The organism is Vibrio algivorus (assembly GCF_030161215.1).
Lineage (GTDB): Bacteria > Pseudomonadota > Gammaproteobacteria > Enterobacterales > Vibrionaceae > Vibrio > Vibrio algivorus.
In genome coordinates, this window is record NZ_BSPV01000009.1 from 524392 (window position 1) to 538222 (window position 13831).

Consider the following 13831-nt stretch of genomic DNA (forward strand, 5'->3'; position numbering starts at 1 on the left):
ATCATTATAAACAAATGACTTACCTATGGTTTTCTATGTCTCAAACTATTGCTGTTTATAACCAAAAAGCTGAGCAATTTGTTGATCAATATGATTCCGTTACTTTTGAATCGGTTCATAAATCTTGGCAAGAATATTGGCCTCAGTCAGGCTATAAGATCTTGGATATAGGTGCTGGTTCTGGACGTGATTCACGTTGGTTTGTGAATCAAGGTTGCTCCGTTGTGGCAGTAGAACCTTGTGAAAATTTGCGCCAATTAGGACAGACAAACTCACCAAGCTCTATTCAATGGGTTGGAGACAACCTCCCAAATTTAATCCACGTTGAAGCGTTATCTCGACAATTTGATTTGATCTTATTATCTGCGGTTTGGATGCATATTCCGGTTGGGTTACGTCTGACTTCATTAAAGGCTTTAGTTAAATTATTAAATACTCAAGGTAAGATCATCGTTACACTGCGTCATGGTGACTTTGATGATGGACGAAAAGGCTACGATGTCTCGATGAAAGAAATTGAAAATTTAGCCAGACAAGTGGGCTTGATGATATGTCATCAGTCTGGCTCTGATGATGTATTGCAACGTAACTCAGTGATTTGGGAAACGGTTGTATTGAGACAACAAAATTAGAGTGAATATGACGCCAATTCATCACCAACAACAGCAGCTAGATTTTATTGCCTACATTCAACGTTTGCTTGTAGAAGGTGACTTTTCTGCAACTTATAAATTTGCGTTATTACATGCGTTAGCTGATGTGTGTGTTGAGCAACCACTGGTATATGAAAATAGCGAATTAAATGTTCCACTCGATTTGCTCGCTGAAAAGCTTATCGTGTTGTATTGGCACCATGCTGTACCATTTTCATCAGAACATACTGGTGAAATGGCTCTACTGAAACAAAATAGTGGTGGACAATCTAAAGTCATTTCGGTGCTTTATGAATGCCAACAAAATAACATCCTCAGTTTACGAGCGTTAAAACAAAGTTCGCAATGGCCAAGCGTTTTTAAAGCTGCCATGAACACCTTAAAAGATGGGCCTCTCTGGCGTCTACAAATTCTGGCTAAACAAGAAGAGTGCTTTCTTTATCCCCATAGTAAAGGCCAATCGTACATTACATTAAAGCCGGGTATTGCTTCTTGTTTTAGACGTTTTTACGATCTGGTTGTCTACCTAGCCAAAAACTCGTGGCTACAAAAAATTCAAAGCATTAAGCATAATCAAAGTTTGATTGGCCCACAAAGTCAGTTGCATGATTTTCTATTTGGTTTAGACCGCAATGCACTAGGCAAAGCAAAGCCGATACTCGAAGAATTACAACATGGTCTGTGTTTTTACTGCCAAAAGCCGCTAAATAGAAATACAGAAGTTGATCACTTTATTCCTTTTGCTCGTTATGCCAATGACCTAGGGCATAACTTTGTCGCTGCCCATCGAACTTGTAATAACAATAAACGTGATTTCTTAGCAGGGCAGAAGCATAGAGAACACTGGGAAGATCAAAACCTCGTCCAGTTTAAAGCAACGATTGAATCTGAGTTGAGCGACTATTTTCATTGTGATGCCGATAAGTCTCGCGCGGTAAGTAATTGGGCCTACCAAGTCGCAAACAATAATGGCGCCAAACTTTGGCTAGCAAAAGATAGCTTTGAATTAGCGGTAAGTCAGCCATTGCAATATAGCCAACCGTTGGGTTTAGTGGCTGAAAAACCTGCGAAATATGAGTGATTGAAAAATTTAGCTTATATCTTGCATTGATCTTTTCATTGTCACTTGTCTTACTCCCTACAATCATTTCCCCCACCACGCTCACATTCTCACTCTCTTTTCTATCAAAAAACTCAAAAGTGTCGACAATCTATTTGACAGATTCGTGTTTTATTGCTTAATTTATCACCATTAAATCTTAATTGTTGACACTTTGGTGTCGGAGTGAGTGTGAATGGCGAATATGACAGACAGCGTGATAAGCAATATTTCTGATGTAAAAGAGCACACTAAATCAGAAAGTTTGACCGAATATTTGATTGAAGCGATTGTAAACGGTGAAATTCTTCCGGGGAGTAAAATCTCTGAACCTGAGCTCGCTAAGCGTTTTTCCGTTAGCCGTGGGCCGTTGCGTGAAGCGATCATGAGGGTGGAGGCGTTAGGATTAATCGAGCGTATTCCCCATGTTGGTGCACGCGTTACTACCTTTTCACAGCAAAAACTTATCGATTTGTATGCGGTTCGTGAAGCCTTAGAAGGCATGGCAGCTCGCTTGGCAGCCCGTTGTATGACCGATGATGAAATTGATGCGTTAGAACAGGTATTGTCGACACATTCAGAACATATCAATCAATCGGATGGTCAGTCTTATTTTCATCAACACGGTGATTTTGACTTCCACTACTGCATTATTAAAGCCAGTCGTAATACTCAATTGATTACTTTGTTATGCGATGAGTTGTACCACCTATTGCGTATGTATCGTTATCAATCCCCACGTTCGCATTCACGTCCAGTAGATGCACTCAACGAACATTTATTTATTTTTCAGGCTATTAAGAATCGTGATGAGGAATTAGCGGAAATGCTGATGCGTCGTCATATTTCAGGCAGTCGAAAGCTTATCGAACAGCAAATAGGTTAGAACAGGTCATCATATGTAAGTTAAGGAGAACAAACATGTCAGTAGTGACTCAAGGACAAAAATTTAGGCTTGCAGTCGAGCAAAATGACCCGCTGCAAATAGTGGGTACGGTTAACCCTTATTGCGCCATGATGGCAAAAAATATCGGACATCAAGCGATCTACCTTTCTGGTGGTGGTATTGCCAATGCATCTTATGGTTTACCTGATTTAGGCATTACTACTTTGAATGATGTGCTGGTGGATGTTGAGCGTATTACCAATGCGTGTGATCTCCCTTTGTTAGTGGATATCGATACCGGTTTTGGTGGCGCGTTTAATATTGCTCGCACAATTAAAACAATGGAAAAGGCAGGTGCAGCGGCAGTTCATATGGAAGATCAAGTGGCGCAAAAGCGTTGTGGACATCGACCTAATAAAGCGATTGTTAGTCAGCAAGAAATGGTCGACCGAGTAAAAGCGGCGGTGGATGCTCGCAGCGATGAAAGTTTTGTGGTGATGGCGCGAACCGATGCTTTAGCGATTGAAGGCATTGATAAAGCGATTGAACGTGCGATTGCCTGTGTTGAAGCCGGTGCGGATATGATTTTCCCTGAAGCAATGAACCAATTGGAGCAATATGTTCAGTTTTCAGAGGGGTTACAGTCAGCGGTTGGGCGTCATGTGCCGATTCTGGCCAATATTACCGAATTTGGTCAAACGCCATTATTTAGTGGTGAGCAATTAGCCAAAGCTAAAGTGGATATGGTGCTTTACCCATTAAGTGCATTTAGAGCGATGAACCGTGCTGCAGAAAATGTTTATAAGTATTTATTGGTTGAGGGCAATCAAGAAGCGTTACTTGATCAAATGCAAACCCGGGCGGAGCTTTATCAGCATCTTAAATATCATGATTATGAGGATAAGTTGGATCGACTATTTTCTGAGGAACAGAAATAGAGCCGGGAGGCGCGATGCTGTGCTCGGAAGTTGAAAAGCGAGAAAGATTGTTTCGGGTTGCGTGTGGCGAGTTGCGTGGAAGAGCAGAGCCGATAGTCGGGGACGCTACACTCGGGATCCAAACAGCGGGAAAAATTGTTTTGGATTGAATGTGACGGATAGTGAGGAAGGCTTTTACTCGCAACTCGAAGCGAAGCGCTCTCGGATCTCGAAACAAATTATTAATAACGTGAAAGGGTTTCACTGAAAAAATAAGCGTCCATGAACGCTGTTGCCAAAAGAGCAAACGCAGTGAAATTGAAAAGGAGTTCAAATGACAAATAAAACTTTAGCTGGAGCCGGCTTACGTGGACAAAGTGCTGGTACAACTTCGCTGTGTACTGTTGGCAAATCAGGCACGGGGTTAACTTACCGTGGTTATGATATTACCGACTTAGCCAATCATGCCCAATTTGAAGAAGTGGCACATTTATTACTTGTTGGACATTTGCCTACTCAAGCTGAATTAGACGCATATAAAACTCGTTTAATTGATTTGCGTGGCTTGCCAGATGCGCTTAAACAAGCATTAGAACTTATTCCAGCAGACGCTCACCCAATGAATGTGATGCGTACTGGTTGTTCTGTGCTCGGTAACTTAGAACAAGAAACTGATTTTTCACAACAACAAGCAGCAACTGAACGGATGTTAGCGTTGTTTCCGGCGATCATTTGCTATTGGTATCGCTTTAGCCATGATGGTGTGCGTGTTGATACCTTTGATAAAACAGAAAATTCCATCGGTGGTTATTTTCTAAAATTATTGACCGGTAAAACGCCGAGTGATTTACATAAAAAAGTCATGCATTGTTCTTTGATTTTATATGCCGAGCATGAATTTAATGCTTCGACGTTTACCGCGAGAGTTTGTGCTTCCACGCTTTCTGATATTTATTCTTGTATTACTGCGGCGATTGGTAGCCTACGTGGCCCTTTACATGGCGGGGCTAATGAAGCGGCGATGGAAATGATACAAGATTGGAAAACCCCAGATGAAGCAGAAGCCAAAATTCTACAAATGCTCAAAAACAAAGACAAAATCATGGGCTTTGGGCATGCGATTTATCGTGAATCCGATCCGCGTAATGCACTGATTAAACAGTGGTCGAAAAAGCTTTCTGAAGCAGTCGGTGACACACAGCTTTATGCGGTTTCAGAGCGTGTCGAAGCGGTAATGAAGCGTGAAAAAGATTTATTCTGTAACGCCGACTTTTTCCATGCGTCTGCTTATCACTTTATGGATATACCAACCAAACTCTTCACGCCAATATTTGTTATGAGCCGGCTTACTGGCTGGGCGGCGCATGTGTTTGAGCAGCGAGCCAATAACCGAATTATCCGTCCAAGTGCCGATTATGAAGGGCCAGAGCATCAAGCGTGGTTACCAATAGAACAACGATCTTAATCACTCCAGTTGACAACACACAAGGACGTAATATGAATAATCAATATCGAAAAGTATTATCCGACACTGGGCTGGAGTATTTTGATGCGCGTGCAGCGGTGGAAGATATTCAGGTTGGCGCCTATCAGGGGCTGCCTTATACCTCGCGCGTGTTGGCCGAAAATTTAGTGCGTCGTTGTGAACCTGAAAATCTACAAGCGTCATTATGTCAACTTATTAAGCGTAAACGAGACTTGGACTTTCCTTGGTATCCAGCGCGAGTGGTGTGTCACGACATTCTTGGTCAGACTGCGTTAGTTGATTTAGCCGGCTTGCGTGATGCGATTGCCGAACAAGGTGGCGATCCGGCCAAAGTGAATCCGGTAGTGGAAACCCAGTTAATTGTCGATCATTCATTAGCGGTGGAACATGCTGGTTTTGAAGGCGATGCGTTTGAGAAAAATCGCGCCATAGAAGATAGGCGTAATGAAGACCGATTTCATTTTATTGAATGGTGTAAAACTGCGTTTGAAAATGTCAGCGTGATCCCTGCCGGTAATGGCATTATGCATCAAATTAACTTAGAGAAAATGTCGCCTGTAGTGCAAGTAAAACAGGGAATTGCCTTTCCTGATACTTGTGTCGGTACCGATAGCCATACACCTCATGTTGATGCATTAGGGGTGATAGCCATCGGTGTTGGAGGGCTAGAAGCGGAAACGGTAATGCTTGGACGTCCGTCAATGATGCGCTTACCGGATATTGTTGGCGTAAAACTGACCGGTAACCGTCAACCGGGTATCACCGCTACTGATATTGTTCTGGCGATAACTGAATTTCTGCGCAATCAAAAAGTCGTGTCAGCCTACTTAGAATTCTTCGGTGAAGGAGCACGTGATTTAACTATTGGCGATCGCGCAACTATTTCCAATATGACGCCTGAATATGGCGCATCTGCGGGCATGTTTTATATTGATGAGCAAACCATTCAATACTTAAAACTGACTGGTCGTGATGATGAGCAAGTTAAATTGGTGGAACAATACGCCAAACAAACCGGTTTATGGGCCGATGATTTAATTAATGTGGATTATGAGCGAGTACTAGAATTCGATCTTTCTAGCGTGCAGCGCAATATGGCTGGCCCATCCAATCCACATCGTCGCTTACCTACTAATCAATTAACCAAGCGTGGTATTGCCGGCGCTTGGCAACAAAGGCAAGGTGAATTGCCTGATGGTGCAGTAATTATTGCTGCTATTACTTCCTGTACTAATACAAGTAACCCTCGCAATGTGGTGGCCGCAGGGCTAGTGGCGAAAAAAGCTAATCGACTCGGTTTAGTGCGTAAGCCTTGGGTGAAAACCTCATTTGCACCGGGCTCGAAAGTAGCCAAGTTATATCTTGAAGAAGCAGGGCTATTATCTGAATTAGAGCAACTTGGATTTGGCATTGTCGGCTATGCTTGCACCACTTGTAATGGCATGAGTGGCGCGCTTAATCCTATCATTCAGCAAGAAATTATTGAGCGTGATGTCTATACCACGGCGGTGTTATCCGGTAATCGTAACTTTGATGGGCGAATTCATCCTTATGCAAAGCAAGCTTTCCTAGCTTCACCACCTTTAGTGGTAGCTTATGCCTTAGCTGGCACCATACGGTTTGATATTGAAAAAGATGTGTTGGGACATGATGGGCAAGGCAATCCGATTTACCTTAATGATTTATGGCCAAGTGATGAAGAAATTGATCAAGTGGTGAATAAACATGTCAAGCCTGAACAATTTCAGCAAATCTATGTGAAGATGTTTGAAAAAGATACTGGTACTTATCACACCAAGCCGCTGTATGATTGGCGTGAAATGAGCACTTATATTCGCCGTCCGCCGTATTGGCAAGGGGCACTCGCTAGAGAATGCAGTTTAAAAGGTATGAGACCACTGGCTATTTTAGGCGATAACATTACCACCGATCATTTATCCCCATCCAATGCTATTTTAGCCTCCAGTGCAGCAGGGGAATACCTAGCCAAAATGGGCTTGCCAGAAGAAGATTTTAATTCTTACGCCACTCACCGAGGCGACCACTTAACCGCCCAACGTGCCACCTTTGCTAACCCTAAACTGTTCAATGAAATGGTTGTCGAGCATGGTGACGTCAAACAAGGCTCTTTGGCGAGAATAGAGCCAGAAGGCAAAGTCACTCGCATGTGGGAAGCAATTGAAATCTATATGCAGCGCAAGCAACCTTTAATCATTATTGCGGGGGCCGATTATGGCCAAGGCTCATCACGTGACTGGGCGGCCAAAGGCGTTCGATTAGCTGGTGTTGAAGCGATAGTAGCCGAAGGTTTTGAACGTATTCATCGTACTAATCTTGTTGGTATGGGCGTGCTACCGTTGCAATTTAAACAGGGTATTAACCGACATACTTTGGCGCTTGATGGTACTGAGCTTTATGACGTAAAAGGGGAAATTACTCCAGGTTGTGATTTGGTATTAGTGATTAGTCGCACAAATGGTGATCAAAAAGGCGAACAAGTTGAAGTAGAAGTGACCTGTCGTTTAGATACAGCCGATGAAGTATCGGTTTATCAAGCCGGTGGTGTATTACAACGTTTCGCACAAGACTTTTTGGCTCACTAAAAGGATGATAAATATGAATCAATCAGTGACAGTGTCACAAGCGTCTAGGTCGCTACAAATAAAAGTTCCAGCAACCTACATGCGCGCCGGAACGAGTAAAGGTGTGTTTTTCAATTTGGCGGATCTCCCAGCCAGTGTTCAACAAGCTGGAGAAAGTCGCGACCGATTTTTACTGCGGGTGATTGGCAGCCCAGATCCCTACGGTAAACAAATTGATGGGATGGGCGGTGCAACCTCAAGTACCAGTAAAGTGGTGATTTTATCCAAAAGCGATAGCTCAGATCACGATGTTGATTACCTTTTTGGTCAAGTGTCAATCGATAGTCCTTTTGTTGATTGGAGTGGCAACTGTGGAAATTTGTCTTCTGGTGTCGGTGCAATGGCGCTGCATATGGGGTTAATTGATGAGGGTAATATTCCAGATCAAGGGCTTTTACCTGTTCGAATTCGTCAAGTGAACATTAATAAAACCATAGTGACGCACGTGCCGATTAAGCATGGTCGAGTACAAGAGCTAGGAGATTTTGAGCTAGATGGTGTCGCTTTTCCTGCGGCGGAAATTCAAGTGGATTTTATTGACCCCGCTGATGGTGAAGCTGCCGATGGTAAAGGTTCGATGTTTCCTACTGGTAATGTCGTAGATGAGCTTGAAGTACCGGGAGTAGGCTGCTTTCAAACTACCTTTATTAATTCTGGCATTCCCACCATGTTTATCGATGCGCAAGCACTCGGTTATCAAGGCACAGAGTTGCAACACGATATTAATAATGATGACAAAGCGTTGGCGATGTTCGAAACCATTCGTGCTTATGGCGCGGTCAAAATGGGTTTAATTGAACATGTTGATCAAGCTAAGCTGCGACAACATACCCCCAAAATTGCTTTTGTTAGCCCACCGAAAAGTTATGTGACCTCTAGCGGCCAACCGGTGAACGCCAATGATATTGATGTGTTAGTTCGTGCTTTATCTATGGGAAAACTCCATCACGCCATGATGGGAACAGCGGCAGTGGCCATTGGTTCTGCGGCAAGTGTACCGGGTACTATTGTTAGTCGCGCCGCTGGTGGCGTAGAGCGTGAATCTGTCGTGTTTGGTCATCCATCTGGCACATTAAAAGTTGGCGCTAAGGCGACTTATGCTTTGCTTGAAAATGGTGAGCAAGATTGGAAAATTGAAAAAGCCAGTATGAGCCGTAGCGCACGTATTCTGATGGAAGGTTGGATTCGAGTTCCCAATGAATTTTAATCACAGAAGTTTAAGTGGCATCATATTCATTAGTCGCCTCACAGCAACACGAGTAACTTTAAGTATAATACCCAAGTCGTTTCAAGGTACTGAGTTCACTTGGTATTAACTTTTTCTATTTTAAGGATGAAGCATGCAGCAAGATGTTGTGTATTTTTCAGATGATAAACGAGTTAGCTTAACATCTTATATCCAACCCCAATGCAATGAACTGCCAAATCAAACCGCATTACCAGCGTTGATTATCTTCCCCGGTGGTGGTTATAAAATGCTGTCAGAAAGAGAGTCTGAGCCGGTTGCTTTTTCTTGGTTAGCCAAGGGTTATAATGTGTTTATCCTACGCTATTCCATTCAAGAATATGCTGCATTTCCTCAACCTATGCTCGATGCCTTTAAAGCGATTACCCATGTTCGTCAGCAGTATCAGCATTATAATATTGATCCCGATAAAATAGCCTTGCTTGGTTTTTCCGCTGGTGGCCATTTAGCGGCAAGTGTTGGTACTTTGTGGAATCGTGAAGAGTATCAACGCTTGGCCGGGGTAGAAGGAGAAGAGCACAAGCCTAATGCGCTGGTTTTAGCCTATCCGGTAATTACCACCGATTGGATGAAGTTAAATATCGAAGCTAATTTGAAAAATATCTTACGTGATAAATTTGATGATCCGAAGATGATTTCGACGGTGACTTGTCACCGCAATGTTGGTACTCATACACCACCGACATTCCTTTTCCATACGACAGAAGATCAATCTGTACCGGCTTCAGATAGTTTGAAATTTGCCGCGGCGTTAGATGATAATCAGATCCCATATGAGTTACATATTTTTCAACGCGGCCCTCACGGTATCTCACGAGCGAATGCTTTAACCGATGATGGAACAGGGTTGAAAATTGAACCGGAAGTACAATGTTGGGGGGATTTATGTTCAGCCTGGTTAGATCGCTTGTTTGAGCACAATCGATAAACTTAACTTAATAAAAAAGCATTCCTGATGACCCAAAGGCTTCTAGGAATGCTATTTATTTCTACTGAATAATTTAAGCGTCGCGATTGTTATTCTCTGAAGTCGTATGTTTTACCGTAGCTAGTGCCTCAGGATTATTAATGTGCAAGTGTACATCCCGTTGTGGGAATGGGATGTTGATTCCTTCTGCATCAAAGCGCATTTTTACCTCACGAGTACAATCGCGCATTACATCCATATAATCATCGGTTCTTACCCAAGGTCGAACAATAAAATCGACAGAAGAATCATTAAGTTTATCGAGTTTAATCATTGGCGCTGGTGTTTTTAAGACTCGTTCATCAGCGGCTAATATCTCTTCAAATATTTTTTCAGCTTGTGGAATCGAGTCGCTATAACTGATACCAAATACCATATCAACACGACGCACTTTTTCATAAGTTCGGTTAATGATCACTTCCATCCAAATTTTTGAGTTTGGTACTAATAGCACTTCATTATCAAAGGTACGTATGGTGGTGTTGACTAAGCTTACGTTACTAACGGTTCCTTCTACACCAGCCGCATTAATCCAATCACCTTCATCAAACGGGCGGTAGATGAGTAGCATCATGCCTGAGGCAAAGTTTGATAGGGTATCTTGTAGCGCAAAACCAATAATGATACCGGCGACACCAAGGCCGGCAATCACAGGGGTTAAATCTAAGCCGATTTGCGCAAGAGCAATTAATAAACCAACGCAAAATATTAATTTCACGGACATAGAAATAATAAATTGCTGCATTAGGTTACTTAGTTTGAGGTGAGGAGCTTTCACCGCTTTGTTTAAAATTCGATGAATAAATTGAGCAATGATTTTGGCAATTGCCATGATTAAGACAAACATGAACACATTGAAAATAATGCTTGGGCTGTTCGATAGCATCCAATCAGTAAATTGGTTTGCCCAACTCACAAAAGTGGATTTGAGTACGGCCCAACTTAATAAATCATGGGTGATATCACCAGTGGCGACAAATAATTCATGTCGTAATTCTACAGTGTTGATCCCTAGGTTGTCGGCGGTATCAACTAAATTTGATAATGCTTTACTGTAGGTATTAATGTCTCGGCTTAAGTAAGACAGTTCTAAATTGATTTGCTCAGCTTGACCTGCTGGTAGCCCATCAAGCTGACTTTGTAGCTGCTTACGATGGGTTAACGCATAATTTAATGCAGCAGAAGTATAATGAGCAAGTTGATTTAAACGAACTTTAAATGGCTTGAGCTTTTGATCGACATTGACCCCAAGTGTTTCCAACCAAGCATAGTTTTGATATTGCTCGGAATATAATACCGCTTGTACCACTCGCATTTCATTTAAAGGAATTTGCTTTAACAAGCGATCTTCTTTACTTGATTGCTCAATATCATCTTGTAGAGAGTCTAATTTTTTCTCTACATATTTTAGGTAGAAATCGTAGTATTTGGTTTGCAGTTGGATTTGCTCAGTTAAAAATTTTGAATCATGGTCAGTACGATCCATCGCATTACTGAGTTCTTGGCGTAATCTATCGTTCATATTGTAAATTTCTAATTGAACGATAGCTAAGCGATCACCTTTTAAGGTTTTGGCTCTGTCTGCCAAGTCTTTCATGGTAGATGTGATCTGACTAATTTCAGATTTACTTAACGTATCTTCGTTTGATTGAGCAAACGATGGCATTGAAAAGCTGATAAGCAAAATTAGGATAAAATAGCGCATGGGCAAACCATCTTTATATTGTTAATTACAGCTATTATTACTGACTGGTAGTCAAACGCAACATGCTTATACCTAAACCACTTGGATGATAGCTCTGAATTCTGCATCTTGAAGTCACTTGGGTATACATTATTTTTATGATTATCTCTAACTGAAATCATTCAATTTACTTGCGATAACGACAAAATTTTCTCATTGGACTCATTTTACGTTTTATAAGTTAATGCGCGTTAATTAGCGTTAGCTTCTAATAAAAGATCTTTCGCTAACATTATGATGTAACTAATAAAATCAATGTAACCGGTGAGGTAATGATGTGGAAAACTCTTTGAACTTAGAACAAATTCGTGCCAACTATAACGTTCGTCATTGGAGCCAAGGCTTTTATGGCATTAATGATGCGGGAGAAATGACGGTTTCTCCGCGCCCTGGGCAAGAACATATTCAAGTACCTTTGAGTGCAATTGTGAAGCAAATGGAAGCTCGTAATTTGACGCTGCCAGCTTTGGTTCGTTTTCCACAAATTCTACATCAACGCGTTCACAACGTATGTGATGCATTTAATCAAGCGATTGAAGAATACAATTATAGCAACCGTTATTTGTTGGTTTATCCGATCAAAGTTAACCAACAAAAAGAAGTGGTTGATGAGATATTGGCAAGCCAGAAAGAGCTTGAACAAAAACAGCTTGGTTTAGAAGCAGGCAGTAAGCCTGAACTTTTAGCTGTACTTGCTTTAGCACAACAAGCCAGTTCAGTGATTGTGTGTAATGGCTATAAAGACCGTGAGTACATTCGCCTTGCTTTAATTGGTGAAAAGTTAGGTCATAAAGTCTTTATCGTTTTAGAGAAATTATCTGAACTTGATTTGGTACTGTCGGAAGCTAAATCATTAGGTGTAACACCTCGTATGGGCTTACGCATTCGCTTAGCTTCGCAAGGTGCAGGTAAATGGCAATCAAGCGGTGGTGAGAAATCGAAATTTGGTTTATCTGCTAACCAAGTGCTTACTGTGATTAATCGTTTAAAAGCGGAAGATCAATTAGATACGCTACAACTTGTACATTTTCATCTTGGTTCACAGATGGCCAATATTCGAGATGTACGCAATGGTGTGAGTGAAGCGGCGCGTTTCTATTGTGAGCTACGTGATATCGGTGCTCAGTTAGATTATATGGATGTCGGCGGTGGTTTGGCAGTCGATTACGATGGTACTCGTAGCCAATCACACAGTTCAATGAACTACGGTTTGGCAGAATATGCACGCAATATCGTTTCAACTATTGGTGATATTTGTCAGTTATATAACCAACCAGAGCCAACGATTATTTCAGAGTCTGGCCGCTCATTAACTGCGCATCATGCTGTGTTGATCACTAATGTTATCGGTACGGAGAGTTATAAAGTAGAAGATATTTTCGAACCAGAAACCGAAGCGCCAACGTTATTACATAATATGTGGCGTAACTGGGAAATTTTATCTCAAGGTACTGACGATAGAGCGTTAATTGAAATATATAATGATACTCAAAGCGACCTAGCTGAAGCGCATAATCAATTTGCTACAGGCGTGATTAACTTGCAGCATCGTGCTTGGGCAGAGCAAGTGTGCTTACGCATTTGTTATGAGTTACGTAATCAATTGAGTAATAACAACCGCTTTCATCGTCCAATTATGGATGAATTGAATGAGCGTTTAGCGGATAAGTTTTTTGTGAACTTCTCTTTGTTTCAATCACTGCCAGATGCATGGGGAATTGACCAAGTTTTTCCTGTTATGCCACTGACTAATTTGAATCAAGTAGAGCAAACTCGCGCGGTAATGTTAGACATTACTTGTGATTCAGATGGTGTCATTGATCAATATGTTGATGGCCAAGGCATTGAAACCACATTGCCAGTACCTCGTTGGGATAAAGATACTCCGTATTTAATGGGCTTTTTCCTCGTTGGTGCATATCAAGAAATTCTTGGTGATATGCATAACTTGTTTGGTGATAGCCATTCTGTGGTGGTGAATGTCAATGAGCAAGGTGAACCTGAAATCGTTTCGATCAATGAAGGTGATACGGTAGAAGACATGTTGCGTTATGTGCACATTGAAGTAGATGATATTCGTCGTAACTACCGTGAGCTAGTAGCGACTCGTGTGGCAAGTGGTGAGCAACAACAGATCCTTGCAGAATTAGAGCAGGGGCTATCTGGTTACACTTATTTGGAAGATATTTAG

At 41.8% G+C, this 13831-nt stretch carries 10 protein-coding genes; 9 read left to right on the top strand and 1 reads right to left on the bottom strand.

The window, feature by feature from the left end; all coding sequences use genetic code 11:
• The first annotated feature begins 35 nt into the window (after positions 1-35).
• The 8 genes from QQJ93_RS14725 to QQJ93_RS14760 all read left to right on the top strand — a co-directional run bounded on the left by QQJ93_RS14725 (position 36) and on the right by QQJ93_RS14760 (position 9857).
• Entirely contained in the window at positions 36-632 is a 597-nt protein-coding gene (locus QQJ93_RS14725; RefSeq protein ID WP_089123095.1) for a class I SAM-dependent methyltransferase, read from the top strand.
• 7 nt (positions 633-639) lie between these two features.
• Positions 640-1734 carry an HNH endonuclease gene (locus QQJ93_RS14730; protein ID WP_089123094.1) on the top strand — a complete coding sequence of 365 codons (1095 nt, stop codon included), beginning with the start codon at positions 640-642 and terminating at the stop codon, positions 1732-1734.
• Positions 1735-1948: 214 nt separating this feature from the next.
• On the top strand, positions 1949-2638 hold the full coding sequence (locus QQJ93_RS14735) for a GntR family transcriptional regulator (RefSeq protein WP_089123093.1): 690 nt from the start codon (positions 1949-1951) through the stop codon (positions 2636-2638).
• A 35-nt stretch (positions 2639-2673) separates the two neighbouring features.
• Positions 2674-3576 carry a methylisocitrate lyase gene (prpB, locus tag QQJ93_RS14740; protein WP_089123092.1) on the top strand — a complete coding sequence of 301 codons (903 nt, stop codon included), beginning with the start codon at positions 2674-2676 and terminating at the stop codon, positions 3574-3576.
• Between the two features lie 313 nt (positions 3577-3889).
• Positions 3890-5020: a bifunctional 2-methylcitrate synthase/citrate synthase gene (gene prpC / locus QQJ93_RS14745; protein ID WP_089123091.1), complete on the top strand. Its 1131-nt coding sequence runs from the start codon at positions 3890-3892 to the stop codon at positions 5018-5020.
• 32 nt (positions 5021-5052) lie between these two features.
• The gene (gene acnD / locus QQJ93_RS14750; protein WP_089123090.1) at positions 5053-7644 is read left to right on the top strand and encodes a Fe/S-dependent 2-methylisocitrate dehydratase AcnD; all 2592 of its coding nucleotides are present in this window, start codon (positions 5053-5055) and stop codon (positions 7642-7644) included.
• 13 nt (positions 7645-7657) lie between these two features.
• The gene (prpF, locus tag QQJ93_RS14755; RefSeq protein WP_089123089.1) at positions 7658-8890 is read left to right on the top strand and encodes a 2-methylaconitate cis-trans isomerase PrpF; all 1233 of its coding nucleotides are present in this window, start codon (positions 7658-7660) and stop codon (positions 8888-8890) included.
• Between the two features lie 133 nt (positions 8891-9023).
• Positions 9024-9857, top strand: coding sequence for an alpha/beta hydrolase (locus tag QQJ93_RS14760; RefSeq protein WP_089123088.1), 834 nt, complete (start codon positions 9024-9026; stop codon positions 9855-9857).
• Positions 9858-9930: 73 nt separating this feature from the next.
• Here QQJ93_RS14760 and QQJ93_RS14765 read toward each other — a convergent pair whose 3' ends face one another.
• Entirely contained in the window at positions 9931-11601 is a 1671-nt protein-coding gene (locus QQJ93_RS14765; RefSeq protein WP_089123087.1) for a mechanosensitive ion channel family protein, read from the bottom strand.
• A 316-nt stretch (positions 11602-11917) separates the two neighbouring features.
• Here QQJ93_RS14765 and speA point away from each other — a divergent pair, with 316 nt between their 5' ends.
• Positions 11918-13831, top strand: coding sequence for a biosynthetic arginine decarboxylase (gene speA, locus QQJ93_RS14770; protein WP_089123086.1), 1914 nt, complete (start codon positions 11918-11920; stop codon positions 13829-13831).

What these genes read in the sequence shown, in the direction of transcription:
- QQJ93_RS14730 (WP_089123094.1), top strand. Translation starts at nt 640, where the DNA reads ATGACGCCAATTCATCACCAACAACAGCAGCTAGATTTTATTGCCTAC.
- QQJ93_RS14725 (WP_089123095.1), top strand. Translation starts at nt 36, where the DNA reads ATGTCTCAAACTATTGCTGTTTATAACCAAAAAGCTGAGCAATTTGTT.
- acnD (WP_089123090.1), top strand. Translation starts at nt 5,053, where the DNA reads ATGAATAATCAATATCGAAAAGTATTATCCGACACTGGGCTGGAGTAT.
- prpC (WP_089123091.1), top strand. Translation starts at nt 3,890, where the DNA reads ATGACAAATAAAACTTTAGCTGGAGCCGGCTTACGTGGACAAAGTGCT.
- QQJ93_RS14765 (WP_089123087.1), bottom strand. Translation starts at nt 11,601, where the DNA reads ATGCGCTATTTTATCCTAATTTTGCTTATCAGCTTTTCAATGCCATCG.
- prpF (WP_089123089.1), top strand. Translation starts at nt 7,658, where the DNA reads ATGAATCAATCAGTGACAGTGTCACAAGCGTCTAGGTCGCTACAAATA.
- QQJ93_RS14760 (WP_089123088.1), top strand. Translation starts at nt 9,024, where the DNA reads ATGCAGCAAGATGTTGTGTATTTTTCAGATGATAAACGAGTTAGCTTA.
- QQJ93_RS14735 (WP_089123093.1), top strand. Translation starts at nt 1,949, where the DNA reads ATGGCGAATATGACAGACAGCGTGATAAGCAATATTTCTGATGTAAAA.
- prpB (WP_089123092.1), top strand. Translation starts at nt 2,674, where the DNA reads ATGTCAGTAGTGACTCAAGGACAAAAATTTAGGCTTGCAGTCGAGCAA.